This window comes from Rathayibacter sp. AY1C9, from assembly GCF_002932315.1.
GTDB lineage: Bacteria > Actinomycetota > Actinomycetes > Actinomycetales > Microbacteriaceae > Rathayibacter.
Genome location: NZ_PSVZ01000001.1, coordinates 383,151 through 404,367, shown reverse-complemented (window position 1 = coordinate 404,367; position 21,217 = coordinate 383,151). Strand labels below are relative to the sequence as shown.

Below are 21,217 nucleotides of genomic sequence, written 5' to 3'. Positions count from 1 at the left end.
CCCCGGAGGCCGTGCCGTCAGCGGGTGAGGGGCGGGCGTCCCGAGCCGCCGGCGGACCCGTCGACGCGCTCGACCGCCATCTCGACCGAGGAGAGCAGGATCCGGCTGCCGAGCTTCGCGCGGTAGCGGCGGCCGGCCTCGAGCGGGAGCGGCGCCTGGGTCGGCGCGACCAGCACGGACCCGTTGGCCGACCAGCGGTCCCTGACCCAGAGCCCGCCCTCGTCGAAGCCGAACTCGAGGTGGGTCTTGGAGAGGGATCGCGACGGATCCGGGATCGCGAGGATGTGCCGGAACGTCTCGTTGGGGTCCGGGAGCGGCTGGCGTCCGATCAGGCCGTTGCCGGTCACGATCGCGTGCTGCCCGGTCGCGAAGCTGAGGCGCACGAGCCCCTGCGAGGGCGGCGCCATCGGTGCGCCGGGGGCGGGACGCCGGTGCCGGCCGGGGGCCAGGCCCGGCAGCCACGCACGGCGGGACGGGTCGAGGACCGTCGTGTCGCCGGAGGACGAGGGGCGGGACGCACCCGTCGTGGCATGCGCCGCCACCGACGAACCGCACTCGCCGCAGAGGATCGCCCCGGGAGCGAGATTGGAGCCACACGTGCTGCAGATCACCGAGAACGCCCTTCCGCTCACCATCGTACCCAGCGCCGGCGCGGGGAGCCTCGAGCCGGCCGAACCCGACGCGAACCGGCAGGCGCAGGACCGTCGTACGGCCGTTCGGCGCGTGCGGGCGGTCCGGCGGCACCGCGACCGCGGCCGTCCCGTGCCGGAGCGCTGCTCGTCAGACCGGTGCGCCGGCCTCCTCGTCGCCGGTGACCGCGAGGACGTCGACGACGATCACGGTGACGTTGTCGCGCCCGCCGTTGTCCAGCGCGGCGTCGACCAGGGCGTCGGCCGCCTCCTGAGCGGAGCCGGTGCCGCTGAGCAGGTGGCCGACGCCGGCATCGGTCAGCTCCTTCGTGAGTCCGTCCGAGCAGATCAGCAGACGCGATCCGGCGAGGACGGGCACGAGCCGGTAGTCGGGGACGGGCGCCTCGTGGAAGCCGACCGCGCGGGTGATCACGTTGCTGTGCGGATGCACGTCGGCCTCGTCGCGGGAGATCAGGCCCGCGTCGACCAGCTCCTGGACGATGGAGTGGTCCACGGTGAGCTGCACGAGGGTCCCGGCGACGCTCAGGTACACGCGCGAGTCGCCGATGTTGAAGACGGACCAGTAGGGCTCTCCCCCGACCACCGTGAGCGCGATCCCGGTGACCGTGGTCCCGGTGCCGACGTCGGCCGTGTGCGACTGCCGGGCGATGTCCCCTACCGCCTCCCGAAGCGCCCGGTCGATCTCCTCCGCTCCGACGGTCGCGCCGAGCGCCGCGGTGGACAGGCGCGACACGACCGCGTCGCTGGCGACCTCTCCTGCCGCGTGCCCGCCCATCCCGTCGGCGACAGCGAAGAGCGGGCTCTTGGCGAGGTAGCTGTCCTCGTTCGCGCTGCGCACGTGGCCGGTCTCGGTGCGCGCGGCCCAGCCGAGGGTGACTTCGGCCGAGGGTGCGTCGGAGCTCCAGGCGGAGACGGGGACGGTGACGGACGCGCGGCTGCGGCCGATCTGCGTCATCGCTGCTCCTCGCATCCCCGTGGCCCGCAGCCGTCCGGTCCGACGGCCCGTGACCGCCGGCTCCAGGGGTGCCCGGCCGCCTCCCGATGGTAGTCGCTGACGGCCCTCCGCCGAGCCGGCCGCCATCGCTGTCGCCCGATGTCCGTCGCGCAGACGGGACCACGCTCAGACCACCGGATCCGATGCCGGAGCGAGCTCCGACGTGCGGATCCACTTGCCCGGGCACTCGAGGACTGCCAGAATCGCCGCATGGCCCCGTCTCGCCCGCCCTCTCAGCGTCCTGTCCAGCTCGACGAGGTGTCGAAGGCGATCATCGAGCAGCTGCAGGCCGACGGTCGGCGCTCGTACGCCGAGATCGGCAAGGCCGTGGGCCTGAGCGAGGCGGCCGTCCGGCAGCGGGTGCAGAAGCTCACCGAGTCGGGCGTCATGCAGATCGTCGCGGTGACGGATCCGATGCAGCTCGGCTTCTACCGCCAGGCGATGATCGGTGTGCGCGTCACCGGCGACACCCGCGACGTCGCGGACCGGCTCGCCTCCATCCCCGCCGTCGACTACGTCGTGCTGACGGCCGGCTCCTTCGACATCCTCGCCGAGGTCGTGTGCGAGAACGATGACGATCTGATCGCCCTGCTCAACCAGGAGATCCGGTCGCTTCCCGGCGTGCTCTCGACCGAGACCTTCGTCTATCTGAAGCTCCACAAGCAGTTCTACAACTGGGGAACGCGGTAAAAGATGACCACCGAGACAGCCTTCTCGACCTCCGGCCTCGAGTCGGGCGATCCCGTCCGCGGGACCGACGCGCCAGGGGGGATCGACGACGCCTCCCTGCAGAAGAAGGCGAAGGACCACCTCTGGATGCACTTCACCCGTCAGTCGACGATGGACTCGGGCGCGGGCGTGCCGATCATCACGCGCGGCGAGGGACACCACATCTGGGACAGCACCGGGCGCAAGTACTTCGACGGCCTGTCCGGCCTCTTCGTCGTCAATGCGGGACACGGGCGGCGCCGACTGGCGGAGGCCGCGGCGAAGCAGGCGTCCGAGCTCTCCTTCTTCCCGCTCTGGTCCTACGCGACCCCCTCGGCGATCGAGCTGGCCGACCGGCTCGCCGACCACGCGCCGGGCGACCTCAACCGGGTCTTCTTCTCGACCGGCGGCGGCGAGGCGGTGGAGACGGCCTTCAAGCTCGCCAAGCACTACTGGAAGCTGCAGGGCAAGCCGGGCAAGCACAAGGTCGTCTCGCGCTCGGTCGCGTATCACGGCACTCCCCAGGGAGCGCTCGCGATCACGGGCATCCCCGGGATGAAGTCGATGTTCGAGCCGCTGGTGCCGGGCGGCTTCCGCGTCCCCAACACCAACTTCTACCGGGCTCCCGAGCACGGCGACGACCTGGAGGCGTTCGGCCTGTGGGCGGCGAACCGCATCGAGGAGATGATCGAGTTCGAGGGGCCGGACACGGTGGCCGCCGTGTTCCTGGAGCCCGTGCAGAACTCGGGCGGCTGCTTCCCGCCCCCTCCCGGGTACTTCCAGAGGGTCCGCGAGATCTGCGACAAGCACGACGTGCTGCTGGTGTCCGATGAGGTGATCTGCGCGTTCGGCCGCATCGGGCACATGTTCGCCTGCGACGAGTACGGCTACGTGCCGGACATGATCACCTGCGCGAAGGGGATGACCAGCGGCTACTCCCCCATCGGCGCGACGATCGTCAGCGATCGGATCTACGAGCCCTTCCGCCACGGTCAGGTCGTCTTCCCGCACGGCTACACCTTCGGCGGCCACCCCGTCTCGGCCGCGGTCGCGCTCGAGAACCTCGACATCTTCGAGGAGGAGGGCCTGAACGAGCGCGTGCGCGAGAACTCGCCCGTCTTCCGGTCCACGCTCGAGAAGCTGCTCGACCTGCCGATCGTCGGCGACGTCCGGGGCGACGGCTACTTCTTCGGCATCGAGCTGGTGAAGGACAAGGCGACGAAGGAGACGTTCGACGAGGACGAGTCGGAGCGGCTGCTGCGCGGATTCCTCTCGAAGGGGCTCTTCGACGCGGGGCTGTACTGCCGGGCGGACGACCGCGGCGATCCCGTCGTCCAGCTCGCGCCGCCGCTCACCATCGGCCCGCGCGAGTTCGACGAGATCGAGCAGATCCTCCGGAGCGTGCTCACCGAGGCCTGGTCGCGGCTCTAGCGCCCTCACGCGGCGCGCTCCCGACGATCGGCGGCGAGTGCGGCCGCGACTCGGCGCGCACCTGCGTGGTGCGGATCGAGAGCGACAGCCTCGTCGGCGAGCCGTCCGGCCTCGTCGGCACGGCCCTCGCCGGCCAGGATCCGGGCGAGGAGGACGAGCACTCCGGCTCGCTCACTCGGGGGTGCGACGACGGCGGCACGGCGGAGCAGCGGGGCGAGCGCTCCCGCCGCGCCGGGGTCACCGCTCCGCGCCGACCGCAACACGCGGTCCGCACCGCGGCTGCGCTGCACGGCCACGACGAGCGCAGCCAGGCCCGCCGGTCGGATCTCGGGATCGGGACCGGCGAGAGCTCGCCGGAGGAGGTCGTCGACACCGCGCAACAGCACGTCGGGCAGTTCGGCCCGCGGGTGGCGGTCGAGGAGACGGTCGACCGCGGCGGCCACCGCTCGCGGGTCGTCCCGGTCGCCGGCCTCGAGCCCATCGTCGCCGCCGGACGACGGGAGCACGGCGACGCGGAGGGCGAGGCCGGGGAGCCGGCGCGCACGCTCCTCGAGGGCGGCGACGAGTCCCTCGCACGACTCCGGACCCGCCTCGCCGGGATGCACCAGCGCGAGTGCTCGCTGCACCCGCCCGAACCGGCCGAGCGCACCGAGGCTGGCCCGCGCGATCAGGGACGGATCCGCCCCCGACAGCTCGAAGCGGAGCGAGCCGCTCGGCGCGCCGGCCCGGAACGGGACGAGCACGAGGCTCGCCTCGGCCGCACCCCGCCGGGACCCGTGAGCGGCGTGGAACAGGGCGGCGTCGTCGGGTGAGGCCGGGACACGCGAAGCGGGAGCGGGGTGGAGGAAGATCGCTGAGGAGGTCATGCTGCGATCCTGCCGACCCTCGCACCCGCCGAGAGCGACGGCCCTCGGGATCATCGGAAGGATCTCGAGATCGCCGCCTGTGGAGGGAGAGGTCCCATCGACACCGAATCGCCGGCGCACGGATGGCGCCCTCCGGCCCCCAGGAATCCCTCCACAGGGACCGATCGGCCGAGTTCTGCACCGGTGTCCGATTCCCGCCGGTCGGTGGGGAGTCCCGCGGATACTCTCGACGCATGAGAACGACTCCCCTTCACGTCCGACGGACGACGAGCCCCCTCGGCCGCATCGAAGTGGGCAGCGACGGCGATGCGATCGTCTCGCTCGCCATCGAGCAGGCCGGTCTGCTCCCGCACGAGCACCTCCCGGAGTCGGACCTCCCGGTGCTCCTGCGGGCCGTCGAGCAGCTGGACGAGTACTTCGATGGGACCCGCCGCTCCTTCGATCTGCCGGTCGCTCTGCGCGGCACGCCCTTCCAGCTCGAGATCTGGCAGCGGCTCCAGGCTCTGGGCTTCGGGGAGATCACCTCCTACGGCGCACTGGGCACGGCCGCCGGTCGCCCCCGGGCGGGCCGGCCGATCGGCGGAGCGGTCGGTGCGAACCCGGTGCCGATCATCGTGGGCTGCCACCGCGTCCTCGCGAGCGACGGACGGATCACCGGCTTCAGCGCGGGCGAGGGCGTCGCCACGAAAGCCTGGCTTCTCGATCACGAGGGGATCCCCCACCGATGAGCACGGCCGACGGACTCGTCGAGGGAGAGGACGGCCTGGTCCGCTGCGCCTGGAGCGGCGCGGATCCGGAGTACCGCCGCTACCACGACGAGGAATGGGGCACCCCGCTGCACGGAGATCGCCTGCTGTTCGAGAAGATCTCCCTCGAGGCGTTCCAGTCCGGCCTCTCCTGGATCACGATCCTCCGCAAGCGGCCGAGGTTCCGCGAGGCCTTCGACGGCTTCGATCCGGCCCGCGTCGCCCGGTACGACGACACCGATGTCGAGCGGCTGATGGAGGACAGCGGCATCATCCGGAACCGCGCGAAGATCATCGCCACCCGGGACAACGCCCGGGCCGTGCTCGCGCTCCTGGAGCAGAGAGGCGAGGGCGCGCTCGACGAGCTCGTGTGGTCCTTCCACGATCCGGACGTCGAGGACCGGGTGGTCCGAGCCGCCGACGTCCCTGCGACGACGCCCGGGTCGACGGCGCTCGCGCGAGCGCTGAAGGCCGCCGGGCTCCGCTTCGTCGGACCGACCACCGCGTACGCGCTGATGCAGTCGGCCGGAGTCGTCGACGACCACCTCACCGGCTGCTGGCGCCGACGCTGACGCCTACGACTCCGGCACGACGAGGTCGAGCTCTCCCGTGTGCCGGTTCTCGGCGAGCAGGAACCCGCGCCCGGCCGCCCACGCCGAGAGCTCGCCGAGCGACTCCGTCGCCACCCGGTCCTCCGCCAGCGCCCTAACGAAGCGTCCCTTGCCCTGCTTGTTGAAGTGGTTCAGCGACCGGAGGACGCCGTCGGCCCCGCGCGAGCGGACGCGGACGAAGAACCGCCCCTCGCCCGCAGGGACCGGTCCGAGCGCCGCGTACGCCTCACTCCGCAGATCGAGGACGAGCCCGTCGAGCGCGCTCAGCACCCGCCCGGCCTCCGCCGCCCACCACCGCTTGAGCGGTCTGCCCGGCACACGGGAGTCGTGGGACAGACGGTATGCAGGGATCAGGTCGAGGGCGCGGATCGGCCCCCAGAGCGCGGACTGCACGATCGCCGTCCGACCGAGCACCTCCCGTGCACCGGAATCGAGGCTGCGCGCGTCGAGCGCATCGAAGAGCACCCCGTCGAAGCGGTCGACCGCGGGGAGGCCTGCCGCGGTCGCGAGCCCCGCGTTGCGATCGATCTCGCCGAGCTGACGCGGACCGAGCTTCAGCGCCCGGGCAGAGAGCTCGGGGTCCCCGGCCAGCGCGATCAGCGCCTCCGCCAGCTCGCGCCGCTTCGCGTGGAGCTCGGGGAAGGCGAGCGACTCGAGCACGAACGGCTCGTCGCCGCCGTCGCGCTTCGTCTCGGACGGTGGCAGCAGGACGTGCACAGGACTCCTTCGGAGAAGAGGGACGGGCGGCACGACGAAGGGGCCGGACGATCGCGATGATCGTCCGGCCCCTCCGTGCCGCGGTGAGCGGCGGTGTACTAGACCAGCGATGCCTGACGGGCGACCACGGTCACCACGTCGTTCTCGACGGACAGGAAGCCGTCGTCGGCCTGCGCGGTGAGACGCGTGCCGTCCAGGGCCGTGACGCGCACCTCGCCGGTGGCGAGGATCGCGAGCATCGGCTCGTGGCCGGCGAGGATGCCGATCTCGCCCTCGACCGTGCGAGCCGTGAGCTGCTTCGCCTCTCCGGACCACACCTCGGCGTTCGCGGACACGACGCTGACCTTCAGGGTCCCGGCCATGATCAGCCGTTCTCCTTCTGGATCTGGGTCCACTTCTCCTCGACGTCCGAGATCGAGCCGACGTTGAAGAACGCCTGCTCGGCCACGTGGTCGAACTCGCCCTTGGTGATCGCGTCGAACGACTCGATCGTGTCCTTCAGCGGGACGGTCGATCCCTCGACACCGGTGAACTTCTTCGCCATGTAGGTGTTCTGCGAGAGGAACTGCTGGATCCGGCGCGCACGCGACACCGTGATCTTGTCCTCCTCCGACAGCTCGTCGACACCGAGGATCGCGATGATCTCCTGCAGCTCCTTGTTCTTCTGCAGGATCTGCTTCACGTTCGTCGCCACGCGGTAGTGGTCGGCGCCCAGGTAGCGGGGGTCGAGGATTCGCGAGGTGGACGTGAGCGGGTCGACGGCCGGGTAGAGGCCCTTCGACGCGATCTCACGGGAGAGCTCGGTGGTCGCGTCGAGGTGGGCGAAGGTGGTCGCCGGCGCCGGGTCGGTGTAGTCGTCGGCGGGGACGTAGATCGCCTGCAGCGAGGTGATCGAGTGTCCGCGCGTCGAGGTGATGCGCTCCTGGAGCACACCCATCTCGTCGGCGAGGTTCGGCTGGTAGCCCACCGCGGAGGGCATGCGGCCCAGGAGGGTCGACACCTCCGAGCCGGCCTGCGTGAAGCGGAAGATGTTGTCGATGAAGAGCAGCACGTCCTGCTTCTGCACATCGCGGAAGTACTCCGCCATGGTCAGTGCCGACAGGGCGACGCGCAGACGCGTTCCCGGCGGCTCGTCCATCTGGCCGAAGACGAGCGCGGTCTTGTCGAAGACGCCCGCCTCCTCCATCTCGGCGATGAGGTCATTGCCCTCACGGGTGCGCTCGCCGACGCCGGCGAACACGGACACTCCACCGTGGTCCTGCGCGACGCGCTGGATCATCTCCTGGATGAGGACGGTCTTGCCGACGCCCGCGCCGCCGAACAGGCCGATCTTGCCGCCCTGCACGTACGGAGTGAGCAGGTCGATGACCTTGATGCCGGTCTCGAACAGCTCGGTCTTGGACTCGAGCTGGTCGAACTGCGGGGGCTTGCGGTGGATCGGCCAGCGCTCGGTGATCTCGAACGACTCTCCGTTGATCTTCCCGTCGGCGTCGGCGTTGAGCACCTCGCCGATCACGTTGAAGACCTTGCCCTTGGTCACGTCGCCGACCGGGACCGAGATCGGCAGGCCGGTGTCGTGGACCTCCTGGCCGCGGACGAGTCCGTCGGTGGGGTTCAGGGAGATGGCCCGGACGAGGTCGTCGCCCAGGTGCTGCGCGACCTCGAAGGTCAGCTTGCTCGAGACGCCCTCGACCTCGACGTGCGTGTAGAGCGCGTTGTAGACCTCGGGGATCGCGTCGTGGGGGAACTCGATGTCAACGACGGGGCCGGTGACGCGGGCGATGCGGCCGATGGCCCCGCCCGACGTCCCGGTCGCCGCCTCAGGTGCGGTCAGTGTCATTGCTACTTCCTTCTGTGGTCTCACCGCTCCCGGAGGGCGGAGTCGAAACTGTGTGGAGCGGAGCCCTCTTACTTGGAGGAGGACAGGGCGTCGGCGCCGCCGACGATCTCGGCGATCTGCTGCGTGATCTCGGTCTGGCGGGCGTTGTTGGCGAGACGCGTGTAGGTCTTGATCAACGTGTCCGCGTTGTCGCTCGCCGACTTCATGGCCTTCTGGCGTGCCGCGTGCTCCGAGGCCGCCGACTGCAGCATCGCGTTGAAGATGCGGCTCTCGACATACACGGGCAGGAGGCGGTCGAGGACCGTCTCGGGGTCGGGCTCGAACTCGTAGAGCGGGTACAGCTCGCTGTTCTGCTCCTCGGCGCCCTCGACGACCTCGAGCGGCAGCAGCCGGACGACGGTCGGCTGCTGGGTGACCATGCTGACGAAGCGGTTGTAGACGAGGTGGATCTCGTCCACGCCGCCCTCCTCGTCATCGAGGTTGTACGACTCGACGACCGCGTCCGCGATCTCCTTCGCCGTCTCGAACACGGGCTGGTCGGTGCCGCCCGTCCAGACGCGGACGCTGGCCCGCTTCCGGAACGAGAAGTACGCGTTCGCCTTGCGACCGACCAGGTAGAAGACGACCTCCTTGCCCTCGCTGCGCAGCAGCGCGGCCAGCTCCTCGGCCTCCTTGAGCACGCTCGAGGAGAACGCGCCGGCGAGGCCGCGGTCGGAGGTGAAGATCACGATCGCGGCCGTGTCCAGCTTCTCGCGCTCGGTCGTGAGCGGGTGCTCCACGTTCGAGTAGGTCGCGACAGCGGACACGGCGCGCGTGATCGCGTTCGAGTACGGCGCCGCGGCAGCGACGCGGTTCTGCGCCTTCTGGATGCGCGAGGCCGAGATCAGCTCCATGGCCCGAGTGATCTTCTTGGTCGTCTGGGCCGAGCGGATCTTCGACCGGTAGACCCGGAGTTGCGCTCCCATGTGTCTCCTGTTGTCCTAAAAGTGGCGAATCGACGGGGTGCCGCTGGTCAGCGACGGCCCTTGACGATCTTCTCCTGGCCGACCTCGTCGGCCGCGATGGCCTGGTGCTCCTCGCGCCCGACCGAGGCGAGCGGCTTGCCCTCACCGGTCTGGAACTCCAGCTTGAAGCCGTCGACGGCACGGTTGAGCTCGGCGACGGTGTCGTCGGAGAGCACGTTGGTGTCGCGGAGGGTGTTCAGCACCAGGGTGTTGCGGCCCAGGTAGTCCAGGAGCTCGCGCTCGAAGCGCAGCACGTCGGGGACCGGGACCTCGTCGAGCTTGCCGTTCGTTCCGGCCCAGATCGAGACGACCTGCTCCTCGACGGGGTACGGCGAGTACTGCGGCTGCTTGAGCAGCTCGGTCAGGCGGGCGCCGCGGGCGAGCTGACGGCGCGAGGCGGCGTCGAGGTCGGAGGCGAACATCGCGAAGGCCTCGAGCGAGCGGTACTGCGCCAGCTCGAGCTTCAGCGTGCCGGAGACCTTCTTGATCGACTTGACCTGCGCGTCGCCGCCGACCCGCGAGACCGAGATGCCCACGTCGACCGCGGGCCGCTGGTTGGCGTTGAAGAGGTCGGACTGGAGGAAGATCTGGCCGTCGGTGATCGAGATCACGTTGGTCGGGATGTAGGCCGAGACGTCGTTCGCCTTGGTCTCGATGATCGGGAGACCGGTCATCGAGCCGGCGCCGAGCTCGTCGGACAGCTTCGCGCAGCGCTCCAGCAGACGGGAGTGCAGGTAGAAGACGTCGCCCGGGTACGCCTCGCGTCCCGGCGGGCGGCGCAGGAGGAGCGACACGGCGCGGTAGGCCTCGGCCTGCTTCGACAGGTCGTCGAAGATGATCAGGACGTGCTTGCCGCCGTACATCCAGTGCTGGCCGATGGCCGAGCCGGTGTAGGGGGCGAGGTACTTGAAGCCGGCGGGGTCGGAGGCGGGGGACGCGACGATGGTCGTGTACTCCATCGCTCCGGCGTCCTCGAGCGCGCCCTTCACCGAGGCGATGGTCGAGCCCTTCTGGCCGATGGCGACGTAGATGCAGCGGACCTGCTTGTTCGTGTCGCCCGACTCCCAGTTGGCCTTCTGGTTGATGATCGTGTCGATCGCGATGGCCGTCTTGCCGGTCTGGCGGTCGCCGATGATGAGCTGGCGCTGGCCGCGGCCGACCGGGATCATCGCGTCGATGGCCTTGATGCCGGTCTGCAGCGGCTCGTGGACCGACTTGCGTGACATGACGCCGGGAGCCTGGAGCTCGAGGGCGCGGCGGCCCTCGGAGGCGATCTCGCCGAGTCCGTCGATCGGGTTGCCGAGCGGGTCGACGACGCGGCCGAGGTAGCCGTCGCCGACGGGGACCGAGAGGACCTCGCCGGTGCGGGTGACCTCCATGCCCTCCTCGATGCCGGAGAACTCGCCGAGGACGACGACGCCGATCTCGTTCTCGTCGAGGTTCTGGGCCAGGCCCAGGACACCGTTGGAGAAGCGGATGAGCTCGTTGGCCATGACGCCGGGGAGGCCCTCGACGTGGGCGATGCCGTCGGCGGCGTCGATGACGTAGCCGACCTCGGTGGTGGAGGCCTTGCCCGGCTCGTACGACGAGACGAAGTCCTTCAGCGCGTCGCGGATCTCATCCGGGCTGATGGTGATATCTGCCATGGGAATTCCTATTCGTTGGGTCCGTGCGAGCCGAAGAGGTCGTCGGGGCCTGACCTGGATGGTGCGGGGATCGAGGGCAGTGCCCTCTGAGGATACGTGCGCCCGTCAGGACGCGAGCTGGAGCTTCAGGTCGGACAGCCGTGCGGAGACGGTTCCGTCGATGACCTCGTCGCCGACGTGCAGGCGCATCCCGCCCAGGAGGGAGGGATCGACCACGACGTTGACGGAGACCGGTCGGCTGTACTGGCGCGTGAGCGCCGAGCGGAGCCGGTCGAGCTGCTCGGGGGCGATCGGTGCGGCGACCGAGACCGTGGCGAGGATGAACCCGCCCTGGTCGGCGACCACGCCTGCTGCGAAGCGGACGAGCTCCGGGATGCGGCGACCGCGCGGGTGCGCGATCAGCTGCCGGAGGATCGCCAGCGTCTCGGCCGCGGCCTTGCCCTCGAGGAGGCGCTGCACGAGCGCGACCTTCGAGTCGGCGGCGGCGAGCTTGCTGCCGAGCGCGAGCTCGAGCTGGGCGTCGGAGGCGACGACCTCGCCGAAGGAGTGGAGCTCCTTCTCGAGGTTGACGCCCTCCGGAGCGGACGACGCGATCGCGCGGACCCCGACCTCCTCGACCCCGGCGACCATGTCGCTCGGGCTCGACCAGCGGTGGCCGACGATCACGGTGAGCAGGCGCTTGGCCGGCTCGCCGAAGGGACCGAACACGCGGGCGACGAGAGCCTGCTTGCTGCTCGAGTCGGCGCTCGGGTCGGCGAGGGCCGCGCGCAGCTGCGCCTGGCCGTCGATGACCCGTGCGGCCTCGAAGAGCTGCTGGGCCGTGTCGAGGGACGCCTGACCGGCGAGGGCGGAGAGCTCCGCCTTCGCCGATGCGAGTGCCTGCCTGGACGCGCTGCCCATCAGTTGTTCGCCTTCTCCGAGGCCTCGAGGTCGGCGAGGAAGCGGTCCACGATCGCGGACGCCTTCGCGTCGTCGTTGAGGCTCTCGCCGATCACGCCGGAGGCGAGGTCGATGGCGAGGGTTCCGACTTCGGAGCGGAGCGAGACCACGGCGGCCTGACGGTCCGCCTCGATCTGAGCGTGCGCGTTGTGGAGGATGCGCTCGGCCTCGACCTGCGCCTGCTCCTTCTTCGCCGCCACGATCGCGTTGCCGTCGGCGTTCGCCTTCTCACGGATCACTCCGGCCTCGGCGCGGGCCTCGGCCAGCTGGGCGGTGTACTTCTCGAGGGCGGCCTCGGCCTGTCGCTGGGCCTCGTCGGCCTTCGCGATGTTCCCCTCGATCGCGGCGGAGCGCGCGTCGAGCATCTTCTGCAGGCGCGGCAGGACCAGCCTCCAGAAGAAGAACAGCAGGATGAGGAAGATCACCCCCGACCAGAAGAAGTCGTAGAACTCCGGGATCAGAATGACCGCGGGGACGTCACCTTCTTCCGCAGCGATGTTCACAGCGGTGCTGAACACGACTACGCCGCGAAGATGAAGTAGGTGGCGAGGCCGATGAGCGCGAGCACCTCGGTGAACGCGATGCCGAGGAACATCGTGGTCTGGAGGCGGCCGGCCATCTCGGGCTGGCGCGCCATGGCCTCGACGGTCTTGCCCGCGACGATGCCGACACCGATGCCGGGGCCGATCGCTGCGAGGCCGTAACCGACCGTCGCGATGTTGCCGGTGAGTTCGGCGAGAACGGTGACTGAGTCCACGAGTGGGTCCTTTCAGTGGGGTGATCGTGAGAACGGGCGGGAGCCCGTGAGTAGTGGGGTCAGTGCTCCTCGGCGACGGCCAACTGGATGTAGACCGCAGCGAGGAGGGTGAAGATGTAGGCCTGCAGCACGGCGACGAGGAGCTCGAAGAGCGTGAACGCACCGCCGAAGGCGAAGGTCACGACGCCGAAGAGCTTGAAGCCCGGGTCGATCTGGGAGCTGAAGAGGAAGAACTGCGTGGCCGAGAAGCACAGCACCAGCAGGAGGTGGCCGACGATCATGTTCATCACGAGCCGCAGTGCGAGCGAGAGCGGACGGATGATGAACGTCTGCAGCAGCTCGATCGGCGTGAGGATGAAGTAGATCAGGAACGGCGCTCCGGGCGGGAACAGGGCGTTCTTGAAGAAGCCCATCCCCCGGTCCTTGATGCCCGCGTAGATGAACGTCACGTAGGCGACCAGGCCGAGGAAGAGCGGCATGCCCACCACGGAGGTCCCCGCGATGTTCAGGAACGGGACGATGCCGGTCAGGTTCATCGAGATGATCGCGAAGAAGATCGTCACGAGGATCGGGAGGAACCGGCGCGCGTCCTTCTCGCCGAGGATGTCCTTGGCGATGGTGACGCGGACGAAGTCGAACGCGAGCTCGACGACGTTCTGGAAGCGGCCGGGGACGAGTCGCAGCTTGCGCGTCCCGAGCCAGAAGAACACCATCAGTGCGATGACCGCGATGAAGCGGACCAGCATGACGCGGTTGATCTCGAAAGGGGTTCCCTCGAAGAGGAAACCGGGCGGGAAGAACTCGGAGATCGACGGGGTGTGGAAGTCACTCTCACCGGTCGAGGACGAGACCAACAGGGTCACAGCGTTAGCAAACAGCGCTAGCTCCTGGAATTCGGGGCGTGGCACGTTGCAGCCGACCGAATCGAATCATTCGGACGCAACGCTCTCGCGACGACGAAAGGTGGGGTTTTCCGCTCGGACGGCGATCGTGCTCGACGACCGCCATCAACGATGAGACGATCTGAGGACACGTTCGCCTGCGGGATTCGTCCCTACTGTAGCAACAGAACGGCCTGAGAGCCGAATCGTGGTCCTCTCAGGAACCGTTCGGCTCGTCCTCATCGAGCGATGTCGCTGACGTTCGGCATGCGCGAGCGCGAGACGACGAGGACGTCGATCACCAGGGACCCCAGGACGGCGACGATGATCGTGACGAACATCGCGGTGCTGTTCAGCCACGGCTGATCGCGCAGGACCAGGGCGGCGATCACGAACAGCACGAACTTGGCGAGCCACGTGCCGAGGACGACGGCGAAGAACCCGCCGATGTCGAGGCGGTTGGCGACGAGGATGCTCGCGGCGGTGAGGAGCACCATCACGCCGCCGACGATCGCGCCGAGGAGGGCTCCGATCGCGCCCTCTCCCCCGGCGGCGATCCCGCCGACGACGGTGCCGAGAACGGCCAGGGCGAGCACGAAGAGGCCGCCCACGACCAGCGCGCGGCGCAGGACGGGGACGGACGCGGGCTGCGGACGGGGGGTGGCCGGGGAGGCTCCGGTCATGATGCTTCCTTCCGCGCCGTGGTCGGCGCTGTCGTGTCCCGGTCGATCGGGAGTCCGGCCGGCGGACGGAGCAGCTCCGTCGAGGACGCGCGGTCGAGGGGGTCGAGGACGGGTGAGGCCTCCGCGGACTGCGCCGCCGCCTCGAGCCGCTTGCGGCGGCTGAGCGGGGCGAGCGTGACGACGGTGCAGACCAGCAGACCGACTCCGAGGAAGACGAGCGGGACCCACAGCACGTCGACCACGAACATCAGCAGGCAGCTGACGGCGACGACGGCGGTCCACGCGTAGAAGATCAGCACGGCGTGCAGGTGGGAGTGCCCCATGTCGAGCAGGCGGTGGTGCAGGTGCTTCCGGTCGGCGCTGAACGGCGACTTTCCCGCGCGCAGGCGCCTGATCACAGCGAGGCCGAAGTCCATCAGCGGCACCACGAGGATCGCGAACGGCAGGATGATCGGGATGAACGCGGGCAGGAGCTCCTTCGCCGCGAGCTGGGCCGGGTCGATCTGGCCGGTGACCGCGATCGCGGAGGTGGCCATCAGCATCCCGATCAGCAGTGCGCCGCTGTCGCCCATGAACATCCGCGCCGGACGCCAGTTGATGGGGAGGAATCCGGCGCAGGCGCCGACGAGCAGGACCGCGATGAGCGAGGCCAGGTTGAAGTAGTCGGTGGGCGAGGTCTGCTGCACCAGCAGGTAGCTGTAGAGGAAGAAGACCCCGTTGGCGATCAGGGCGACGCCCGCCACGAGGCCGTCGAGGCCGTCGATGAAGTTGAGAGCGTTGGTGACCAGGACGATCGCGAGCACGGTGATGATCAGCGACATCCACGGCGAGCCGACGGTCAGGCCGCCGATCGGCAGGGAGACGATCTGCACGCCCTTCCAGGCGATCAGGCCGGCGGCGATCAGCTGACCGGCCAGCTTCGTGGTCCAGTCCAGGTCCCAGATGTCGTCGGCGACGCCGATGAGGACGATGAGCAGGCTCGCGCCGAGGATCGCGAGGATCGGCTCGGGATTGGCGAACACCAGCCGGAAGTAGGGCAGCTGGGAGGCGATGCCGAAGCCGACGAGGATCCCGAGGAACATCGCGATGCCGCCCAGGCGGGGGGTCGGCCGCGTGTGCATGTCCCTGACGCGGATCTTCGGGTAGAGCCGGTACTTCAGGCTCAGCTTCCAGATGACCCACGACAGCGCTCCGGTCACGAGCGCGACCGCGAGCGAGACGAGGGCGAAGGTGATCACCGGTTACTCACCCGGAGCGGAGTCGGTGCGGGCGGCGCCGGTGCCGGTGTTGGGCGTCGGCGCGTTCGTGCTCGACGAGCCCGTGTCCGGCGCATCGGCGGAATCGACGGGCGCGGAGTCGCCGGGCGCGGAGTCGTCCTGCAGGCGGGCGCCGGAGGCCCAGTCGGGGCGCGCGGTCGGGGTCCGCTCGAAGGCGTACGGGTCGCTGCCGGTCGCGGTCTCGGCGGGCTCCTGCTGGTACCCGGCCTGCGCCGCGCCGACCGTGGAGGCGTCGGGCTCCGACGTCTCGGCGCGGGGCGCGTCCGGATCCGGCAGCAGGTCGCCGACGACCTCGCGGATCCGCTCGGCCGACACGACGCCCTGGCGCAGGATGCGCAGGGTGCCGCCCTCGAAGCTCAGCGCTGTCGCATCGACGATCGTCGAGGACTCGCTGGCGCCCGCGGGGCGGTCGCTGTAGCGCGATCCGGCGGCGCCGGCGTCGAGATAGACGTCGACGGAGTCGCCGAGCTGGTCGAACGCCTCCTGTGCGGTCGTGGCCGAGGGCTGCCCCGTGCGGTTGGCGGAGGAGACCGCCAGCGGACCGGTCTCGGCGAGGAGCTCGATCGTCACCGGGTTGTCCGGCATGCGCAGCGCCACGGTCCCGCGCGTCTCGCCCAGGTCCCAGACCAGGGAGGGCTGGGCGTGCAGGACGATGGTGAGCCCGCCGGGCCAGAACTCGCGCGCGAGGTCGCGCACCGCCTCCGGCACGTTCTCGGCGAGGGCGTCGAGGGCGGCCACGTCCCCGATCAGGACGGGCGGCGGCGACTGCCTCGTCCGTCCCTTCGCGTCGAGCAGGCGCTGGACCGCGGCGGCGTCGAACGCGTTGGCCGCGACGCCGTAGACGGTGTCGGTGGGGATCACCACGAGCTCGCCGCGGCCGATGGCCGTCCGCGCGAGACGGGTGCCGGTCAGGAGGTCCGTGTCGACGGAGCAGTCGTAGATGCGTGCCATAACGGGTCGATGATACCGGCGCGGTCCGTGTCCGGACCGGCTGCGGCGCGGCGGTCGCGTCAGCGCCGCCCGAGGCCGGGGCTCGGCGGCCGTCGCAGCGGCGCCCGACCCGCGCCGGCCGAGGCCGCCGGAGCGCTTCCGTGAGGCACTCGGCCCGGCGCGGGCGCCTCCGCCGACAGGACGCCCACGAGCGCCACGGAGACGGCGAGCGTCGCGAGCGAGTGCTGATCGCCGAACCAGGTGGTGTTGTCGGCCATCCCGTGCAGGAACGTCCAGAGGACGGCGACGGCGAGCGCACCGACGGCGACGGCCTCGTTCCGGGCGACCCGGAGGAGCAGGCGCACGACGGCGACGGTGGCGAGGAGGAGGAACGCGAGGACGGGGAGCGCGATCGGGAGTCCGCCGTTGGTCCACGCGGTGACGAGGAGGTTGTGGGGCGGGCGCGGCTCGCTGTGCTGGGTGAACTGCGACCCGCGCGCCAGCCACAGCTCCTGCCATCCGCCGTACCCCAGCCCCAGCAGCCAGTTGTCGGGGAACGCACTCGCAGCCAGGCGCAGGAAGTCGCCGCGGGCCCCGAGCGTGAGCAGGCCCGCCTCCGCCAGCTGAGGGAAGGACACGGCGACGGCGTACACGGCCGTGATCCCGGAGGGGATGGTGATCATCCAGGCGACCGGACCGAGGCTGCGTCCCTTGAGTCCGCGGATCGCGGCGACCAGCAGGGGCAGGACGATCGCGAGGACGATCGCGGTCTTGGACAGCGTGAAGAGGGCGCCGACCAGCCCGGCGACGGCGACGAGCAGGAGGAGCCTCCCCCGCTGCCGTCTCCAGACGGCGAAGGCCAGCGCGCCGGTCGTGGCCATGTACATCGAGGCGATGTTGCCGTTGAGGAAGAACCCTCCCGACTTCTCCTGCAGGACGTTGTTGAAGGACGTCGTGAAGATGTCCCGCACGTAGATGTCGGAGAACAGCACCGCTTCCGGCCACCGGAGGTAGGCGGTCTCCTGCACGGGATCGAGCTGGAAGAGGATCGTGAGCGTCACCTGGAGGAGGAACACGGGCGCCGCCCAGTTGAGGGCGCGGCCGACGACACGCCAGGCGCCGTCGCCGAGCCCGCGGACGGCCAGGTACGGAGTGAGGAAGGAGACGACGGAGACCACGTCGCGCAGCGCGGCCGCGCGTGCTCCGGAGTAGGTGAGCGCGAAGAGGGTGCCGGCGATCACGAGGAGGACCACGACCACGAACCGGTCGATCCGCCCGCCGCGCAGCCGCGCCACGGAGTACGGGAGGAAGAGCAGGCTCCAGGCGACCGGAGCGGTGACGGGGCCCAGGGTGTAGAGCTGCACGACGCTCAGCGCCAGGAGCACCGCGAGGAAGACGAGGACGATCCGCTCGTGCCGCCGCTGAGCGGGATCCGCCGGCGCGCGCGACGGCCGCCCGCGGGTCTCCGGAGCGTCGGTGACGCGGGTCGCGGCGATGACGGAGGGACGAGAGGCGGTCGGGCGGCGGAGGAGGGCGTCGTCGGCGTGGCGGCCCATGTCAGAGCCGTTCCGCGGAGGTGCCGGTGGCGGCCTCCGTCTGGCGGAGCGGAGGAGCGGCGCGCCGATTCCGGGACGACGGGCCGACCTCTCGCGGCGGGAGGGTCGTCCGCGGGCGCCGGTCCGGAGCGGGAGGCGGATCGAGCAGCACGGGAGAGGCGGTGGCGTCGGCGGACGCGGGCGGGAGAGGGGATGCAGGTGGCATGTCGCGCCGACACTAATCGCGCGGCACGAGCCTCGACGGGCTTGGCGCGGAACGTCGATCCGCGTGCGCGCGGCGGCCCCGCGCCTCAGCCACGGGGGTCTGCCAGCAGCTCGTCCGCGCGGCGGGCGATGCCCGGCCAGCCGAAGTCCGCCGCTCGGCGCCGCGACGCCGCAGCGACCTCCGCGCGTCGCCGGGGATCGCGCAGCGAGGCGATGAGGGCGGGGAGCTCCGCGAGGACGGCGTCCGCGACCTCCTCCTCCGTGCCTGGCGGGACGAGGACGGATCCGTCGACCACTCCGTCGGAGGTGCGCAGGATCTCGGGGAGGCCTCCGCGCTCGACCGTCACGACGGGGATCCCCCGCGAGAGCGCCTCCACCACCACCATCCCGAACGGCTCGTCCCAGCGGCAGGGGTAGAGCAGGAGCGCCGAGGAGCCGAACAGCTCCAGCAGGTCCTCGTGCCGGAGGAACGGGAGCCGGCGCACGACGCCGGGCAGGGCGGCGACAGCCTCGTCGAGCGCTCGGACGTACGGGGTGGGCGTCGCGTCGTCCCCGAGGCCCGATGCGCCGGCGATGACCAGCCGCAGATCGGCGCCGTGCTCGCTCCGCATCCGCCTCACGATCTCGACGGCCTCGCGGGCTCCCTTCTCGGCCACCAGCCTCCCGGCGAAGACCGCCTCCGCAGTACCGCCGAGCGGCGCCGGCGGGACCTCGGGCGGAGGGACGACCCCGTTGTACAGGACGGCTGTGGCGATCAGGCCGTACCGGTCGACCGCCCGGGCGCGCAGGAACTCGCTGCAGAAGATCCACTCGTCGACCGCGTCGAGGTAGCGCCGGGCGGCGGCGGGATCGGGTGGCAGGTGATCGAGCAGGTCGTTGTGCAGGTGTGCGACGATCCGCCCCCGGTAGCCCAGGCGGCGCAGGCGCACGGCGTAGCGGGGGCGGTTGTGGATCCAGACCGTCGGGACACGGCGCAGCGACGGAGCGAGCACCAGCAGCCAGAAGCGCCCGCCGAAGGACAGCCGGCGCAGCTCGGCGCCCGGGTCGCTGTCGCGCCGACGCGCCAGGAGGAGTGCCGCGCGCCGCTGGACCGCGTAGATCCGCCGGTACAGGCGGTGCGGCCGGACGTCCACGCCCGGTGACGCCGACGACCACGGCGCGTGCACGGCGATCCGGAGCGAGGACCGGGACACCGTCTCGCGGACCCAGGTCGCCACGGCTCCCCCGCTGCCGTCGAAGCGCTCCTCGGCGGCCAGCACCACGGCGACCTCGACCGGGGCGGCGGAGCCGGGCCGGAGCCGGGCGGGCAGTCGCGACAGGACGAGCGATCGCGCCTCGGCGATGTCGCGCCCCGGCGCCAGGAGGGCGGTCGCTCCCAGCACGAGGACCGCGAGCGCCAGCTCCACCGGGAGCAGCCGCAGGGGCGCGCCCTCGGGGAGCAGGCGGAGCAGGAGCAGCACGATCGCCATCGGTGCGGCGAGCAGCGGCCCCGCGGCGCACGCGCGCAGGAACGCGCCGAGGCGCACTCCGAGCACCACCCGCAGCACGGCGCAGGTGACGGCGAAGCCGAGAGCGCTCGAGAGCAGCAGCCCGCCGATCAAGCCGTCGAGTCCGAACAGCACTCCCCCGCCGACGATCATCGGGACCGTGATCGCGGTCTTCACGATGTTCACGACCAGCCCGAACCGCACCCGGTCCATCGCCATCAGGATGAAGCCGACCGGATTGCCGATCGCCCGCACCGCGCCCACCACCGTCAGTGCGCTCGTCATGCCCGCGATCCAGCCCCAGCCGGGTCCGTAGAACAGCCGCACGATCTCCTCGGAGCGCAGCGCCACCAGCATCAGCGGCGGGATGCTCGCCATGCTGAGCACCGCGGTGACGCGGAGGTGGTTCCGCGCGACGCGCTCACGGTCGTGCTGGATCGAGGAGAACACCGGGAACATCACCCGCGTCACGATCGGGTTGACCCTCGCGGGGAGGTTCACGGCGAGGTTGTATCCCAGGGTGTACCCGCCCAGCTGGGCCGGTCCGAGCAGGCGGCCGATCGCGAGCGAGCCGGCGTTCGAGCCCAGGTAGTTGACGATGCCGTCGAGGGTCTGGAAGACGCCGAAGGAGAGGAAGCGGGCGGTCTCGCGGATCCGGAACCGGAACCGCAGCCGGAACCAGCGGCGGGCCTGCACGAGGGCGAGCACGGAGCGCAGAGCCGCGGTCGCGACGAGCCCCCACGCATAGGAGAGCGCCCCCGCGCCCGAGACCGCGAGGCAGACCGTCACGGCGAAGCCGCCGACGAGAGCGATCGTCTCGGACACGGCGACCGCTCGGAACCGGATCCCCTTCTCGAGCACCGCTCTCGGCACCTGCCCGGCCGCGCTGCCCACGAACACGAGCGAGGCGACGGTGAGGACCGGCGCCGCGGCGGCGGACCCGAGCAGGGAGGCGATCGGTGCGGCGCCCAGGAGGACGGCGACGGTGACCAGGAGCCCGACGGAGAGGTTGAGCCAGAAGACCGACGAGAGCTCGAAGCTGGTCGCCCGCCGGCGCTGGATGATCGCCTGGGCGACCCCCATTCCGAGGAAGATGTCGACGAACGCGTTGAGCAGGGCGACGATCGCGATGATCCCCATCTCGGAGGGGTCCAGCAGTCTCGCCAGGAGCGCGAACTGCCCGAGCTGCACGACGAGCGCGACGGCGAACGAGACCGCCGTCCAGGCGGTCGCGTCGACGGTGCTCCGGCGCAGGCTCACCTCTCCCGCCCGGCGGAGGCCGGACGGAGG

At 70.7% G+C, this 21,217-nt stretch carries 21 protein-coding genes; 4 read left to right on the top strand and 17 right to left on the bottom strand.

The genetic code is table 11. From position 1 onward, the window contains the following. Positions 1–17: 17 nt before the first annotated feature. Positions 18–542, bottom strand: coding sequence for a hypothetical protein (locus C5D09_RS01900; RefSeq protein WP_104223034.1), 525 nt, complete (start codon positions 540–542; stop codon positions 18–20). A 238-nt stretch (positions 543–780) separates the two neighbouring features. Further along, positions 781–1,605 carry a PP2C family serine/threonine-protein phosphatase gene (locus C5D09_RS01895; RefSeq protein WP_104225583.1) on the bottom strand — a complete coding sequence of 275 codons (825 nt, stop codon included), beginning with the start codon at positions 1,603–1,605 and terminating at the stop codon, positions 781–783. Between the two features lie 249 nt (positions 1,606–1,854). On the opposite strand from C5D09_RS01895, the gene C5D09_RS01890 reads away from it, so the two are divergent. Continuing rightward, a complete protein-coding gene (locus tag C5D09_RS01890) occupies positions 1,855–2,334 on the top strand; it encodes an Lrp/AsnC family transcriptional regulator (protein ID WP_104223032.1) in 480 nt (159 codons plus the stop codon). A 3-nt stretch (positions 2,335–2,337) separates the two neighbouring features. Next, a complete protein-coding gene (locus C5D09_RS01885) occupies positions 2,338–3,783 on the top strand; it encodes an aspartate aminotransferase family protein (protein ID WP_104223031.1) in 1,446 nt (481 codons plus the stop codon). A gap of 5 nt (positions 3,784–3,788) precedes the next feature. On the opposite strand, the gene C5D09_RS01880 is transcribed toward C5D09_RS01885, so the two are convergent. After that, positions 3,789–4,649 carry a hypothetical protein gene (locus C5D09_RS01880; protein WP_104268485.1) on the bottom strand — a complete coding sequence of 287 codons (861 nt, stop codon included), beginning with the start codon at positions 4,647–4,649 and terminating at the stop codon, positions 3,789–3,791. Positions 4,650–4,882: 233 nt separating this feature from the next. On the opposite strand from C5D09_RS01880, the gene C5D09_RS01875 reads away from it, so the two are divergent. Next, positions 4,883–5,377 (top strand): methylated-DNA--[protein]-cysteine S-methyltransferase, encoded by a 495-nt coding sequence (locus C5D09_RS01875; RefSeq protein WP_104223029.1) that lies wholly within the window; start codon positions 4,883–4,885, stop codon positions 5,375–5,377. Continuing rightward, positions 5,374–5,967 carry a DNA-3-methyladenine glycosylase I gene (locus tag C5D09_RS01870; RefSeq protein WP_104232699.1) on the top strand — a complete coding sequence of 198 codons (594 nt, stop codon included), beginning with the start codon at positions 5,374–5,376 and terminating at the stop codon, positions 5,965–5,967. Before C5D09_RS01875 ends, C5D09_RS01870 begins: the two co-directional genes overlap by 4 nt. Before the next feature lie 3 nt (positions 5,968–5,970). On the opposite strand, the gene C5D09_RS01865 is transcribed toward C5D09_RS01870, so the two are convergent. The 14 genes from C5D09_RS01865 to C5D09_RS01800 form a co-directional block, all read right to left on the bottom strand. Then, positions 5,971–6,723 carry a YaaA family protein gene (locus C5D09_RS01865; protein WP_104266966.1) on the bottom strand — a complete coding sequence of 251 codons (753 nt, stop codon included), beginning with the start codon at positions 6,721–6,723 and terminating at the stop codon, positions 5,971–5,973. 98 nt (positions 6,724–6,821) lie between these two features. Continuing rightward, positions 6,822–7,085, bottom strand: coding sequence for a F0F1 ATP synthase subunit epsilon (locus tag C5D09_RS01860; protein ID WP_104223026.1), 264 nt, complete (start codon positions 7,083–7,085; stop codon positions 6,822–6,824). Positions 7,086–7,087: 2 nt separating this feature from the next. Beyond that, on the bottom strand, positions 7,088–8,563 hold the full coding sequence (atpD, locus tag C5D09_RS01855) for a F0F1 ATP synthase subunit beta (RefSeq protein WP_104223025.1): 1,476 nt from the start codon (positions 8,561–8,563) through the stop codon (positions 7,088–7,090). Positions 8,564–8,631: 68 nt separating this feature from the next. Then, a complete protein-coding gene (locus C5D09_RS01850; RefSeq protein ID WP_104223024.1) occupies positions 8,632–9,528 on the bottom strand; it encodes a F0F1 ATP synthase subunit gamma in 897 nt (298 codons plus the stop codon). A 47-nt stretch (positions 9,529–9,575) separates the two neighbouring features. Beyond that, positions 9,576–11,213, bottom strand: a complete 1,638-nt coding sequence (gene atpA, locus C5D09_RS01845; protein ID WP_104268484.1) for a F0F1 ATP synthase subunit alpha — start codon at positions 11,211–11,213, stop codon at positions 9,576–9,578. 105 nt (positions 11,214–11,318) lie between these two features. Beyond that, entirely contained in the window at positions 11,319–12,113 is a 795-nt protein-coding gene (locus tag C5D09_RS01840) for a F0F1 ATP synthase subunit delta (protein WP_104232703.1), read from the bottom strand. Further along, positions 12,113–12,670 (bottom strand): F0F1 ATP synthase subunit B, encoded by a 558-nt coding sequence (locus C5D09_RS01835; protein WP_244229449.1) that lies wholly within the window; start codon positions 12,668–12,670, stop codon positions 12,113–12,115. Before C5D09_RS01835 ends, C5D09_RS01840 begins: the two co-directional genes overlap by 1 nt. Positions 12,671–12,672: 2 nt before the next feature. Beyond that, a complete protein-coding gene (locus C5D09_RS01830; protein ID WP_055794702.1) occupies positions 12,673–12,909 on the bottom strand; it encodes an ATP synthase F0 subunit C in 237 nt (78 codons plus the stop codon). 59 nt (positions 12,910–12,968) lie between these two features. Continuing rightward, positions 12,969–13,772, bottom strand: a complete 804-nt coding sequence (atpB, locus tag C5D09_RS01825; RefSeq protein WP_104268483.1) for a F0F1 ATP synthase subunit A — start codon at positions 13,770–13,772, stop codon at positions 12,969–12,971. 257 nt (positions 13,773–14,029) lie between these two features. Further along, entirely contained in the window at positions 14,030–14,473 is a 444-nt protein-coding gene (locus C5D09_RS01820) for a hypothetical protein (RefSeq protein ID WP_104223021.1), read from the bottom strand. Further along, positions 14,470–15,711, bottom strand: a complete 1,242-nt coding sequence (locus C5D09_RS01815) for an MraY family glycosyltransferase (protein WP_181065442.1) — start codon at positions 15,709–15,711, stop codon at positions 14,470–14,472. Before C5D09_RS01815 ends, C5D09_RS01820 begins: the two co-directional genes overlap by 4 nt. A gap of 3 nt (positions 15,712–15,714) precedes the next feature. Next, the gene (locus C5D09_RS01810; RefSeq protein ID WP_104268482.1) at positions 15,715–16,701 is read right to left on the bottom strand and encodes an L-threonylcarbamoyladenylate synthase; all 987 of its coding nucleotides are present in this window, start codon (positions 16,699–16,701) and stop codon (positions 15,715–15,717) included. 59 nt (positions 16,702–16,760) lie between these two features. Then, positions 16,761–18,236: an O-antigen ligase gene (locus C5D09_RS01805; RefSeq protein ID WP_104268481.1), complete on the bottom strand. Its 1,476-nt coding sequence runs from the start codon at positions 18,234–18,236 to the stop codon at positions 16,761–16,763. Positions 18,237–18,526: 290 nt separating this feature from the next. Continuing rightward, the gene (locus C5D09_RS01800) at positions 18,527–21,187 is read right to left on the bottom strand and encodes an MOP flippase family protein (protein ID WP_104268480.1); all 2,661 of its coding nucleotides are present in this window, start codon (positions 21,185–21,187) and stop codon (positions 18,527–18,529) included. Between the last annotated feature and the right edge of the window lie 30 nt (positions 21,188–21,217).

What these genes read in the sequence shown, in the direction of transcription:
- C5D09_RS01840 (WP_104232703.1), bottom strand. Translation starts at nt 12,113, where the DNA reads ATGGGCAGCGCGTCCAGGCAGGCACTCGCATCGGCGAAGGCGGAGCTC.
- C5D09_RS01890 (WP_104223032.1), top strand. Translation starts at nt 1,855, where the DNA reads ATGGCCCCGTCTCGCCCGCCCTCTCAGCGTCCTGTCCAGCTCGACGAG.
- C5D09_RS01875 (WP_104223029.1), top strand. Translation starts at nt 4,883, where the DNA reads ATGAGAACGACTCCCCTTCACGTCCGACGGACGACGAGCCCCCTCGGC.
- C5D09_RS01860 (WP_104223026.1), bottom strand. Translation starts at nt 7,085, where the DNA reads ATGGCCGGGACCCTGAAGGTCAGCGTCGTGTCCGCGAACGCCGAGGTG.
- C5D09_RS01885 (WP_104223031.1), top strand. Translation starts at nt 2,338, where the DNA reads ATGACCACCGAGACAGCCTTCTCGACCTCCGGCCTCGAGTCGGGCGAT.
- C5D09_RS01895 (WP_104225583.1), bottom strand. Translation starts at nt 1,605, where the DNA reads ATGACGCAGATCGGCCGCAGCCGCGCGTCCGTCACCGTCCCCGTCTCC.
- C5D09_RS01850 (WP_104223024.1), bottom strand. Translation starts at nt 9,528, where the DNA reads ATGGGAGCGCAACTCCGGGTCTACCGGTCGAAGATCCGCTCGGCCCAG.
- C5D09_RS01870 (WP_104232699.1), top strand. Translation starts at nt 5,374, where the DNA reads ATGAGCACGGCCGACGGACTCGTCGAGGGAGAGGACGGCCTGGTCCGC.
- C5D09_RS01880 (WP_104268485.1), bottom strand. Translation starts at nt 4,649, where the DNA reads ATGACCTCCTCAGCGATCTTCCTCCACCCCGCTCCCGCTTCGCGTGTC.
- atpA (WP_104268484.1), bottom strand. Translation starts at nt 11,213, where the DNA reads ATGGCAGATATCACCATCAGCCCGGATGAGATCCGCGACGCGCTGAAG.
- C5D09_RS01805 (WP_104268481.1), bottom strand. Translation starts at nt 18,236, where the DNA reads ATGGGCCGCCACGCCGACGACGCCCTCCTCCGCCGCCCGACCGCCTCT.
- C5D09_RS01820 (WP_104223021.1), bottom strand. Translation starts at nt 14,473, where the DNA reads ATGACCGGAGCCTCCCCGGCCACCCCCCGTCCGCAGCCCGCGTCCGTC.
- atpD (WP_104223025.1), bottom strand. Translation starts at nt 8,563, where the DNA reads ATGACACTGACCGCACCTGAGGCGGCGACCGGGACGTCGGGCGGGGCC.
- C5D09_RS01810 (WP_104268482.1), bottom strand. Translation starts at nt 16,701, where the DNA reads ATGGCACGCATCTACGACTGCTCCGTCGACACGGACCTCCTGACCGGC.